This window comes from Aequorivita xiaoshiensis, from assembly GCF_022008395.1.
Lineage (GTDB): Bacteria > Bacteroidota > Bacteroidia > Flavobacteriales > Flavobacteriaceae > Aequorivita > Aequorivita xiaoshiensis.
Map to the genome: position 1 here is coordinate 1 of NZ_JAIRBB010000056.1, position 870 is coordinate 870.

1 protein-coding gene is annotated in these 870 nt (G+C 31.1%); it reads right to left on the reverse strand.

The window, feature by feature from the left end:
* Nucleotides 1–278: 278 nt before the first annotated feature.
* On the reverse strand, nucleotides 279–710 hold the full coding sequence (locus K8344_RS13945; protein WP_237609287.1) for a hypothetical protein: 432 nt from the start codon (nucleotides 708–710) through the stop codon (nucleotides 279–281).
* Between the last annotated feature and the right edge of the window lie 160 nt (nucleotides 711–870).

The following is an 870-nucleotide window of genomic DNA, read 5'->3' on the forward strand; positions in this document are numbered from 1 at the left end:
CATTCACAATTAAAATATTCAATTGCGTCTTTTAGATTTTTCGGAATGTATTCTTCCTTATATTCTTTGCAGTCCTTTTGTGAGAAGACTGTTCCAAAAACCAAAAGTAATATGATTGTAAATGCGTTTTTCATATGGTTGCCAACGGATTTGTATAAGAATAGTGGGGAGGAAAAAATGCGACTACCATTCGGATGGACACAAGCCAAATTTAAAAATTTGGCGACCTCGAAAAAGTGCTTTGTCCATTGGGTTAAACACTTATTGCCCTATTATTTTTATACGTTGTTGCCCACAGTTTTATTTGCTATCTTTTTTTCCAAGGGCAACTTTATATCGTTATTTTTCAAGTAATATTCAAATAAATATGCATCATCAAATTCAGTCGTATTTTTCTTAACAGTTTCCGCATCGGGAATATTTTTGTAATTATTTTTGATGACCCAATATTTTACATTTTCATTTCCGTTTTTATTCCCCGATTTAGCTATTATCCAATTCGAGTTATGTGATATTTCGTTGACCGTTATCGGGACAATTTCTATTCCAGAAGTCGCACAACTTTCATTCTGATAAAGTATTCGTCTATCAACATTATCGTATTCAGATAGATAAATATTATTACCCAAATAATCCTCTTTCACTCCGATACAACATGAATTGAAAGTCAATAATGCGCTTATAAATAAAAATGTTAATGGTATTCTCAAAGTTTTTCTAAATTGTGGGCAACGGTTGTGTATATGAAAAGTAGCGCTGAAAATAAGCGTTAACCATTCGGATGAAACACAAGCCGAATTTTTAAATTTTACTATTTATTTTATTTTTAGGAAATCGTCAAATTTAAAAATTTGGCGACTTCCTAAAAAT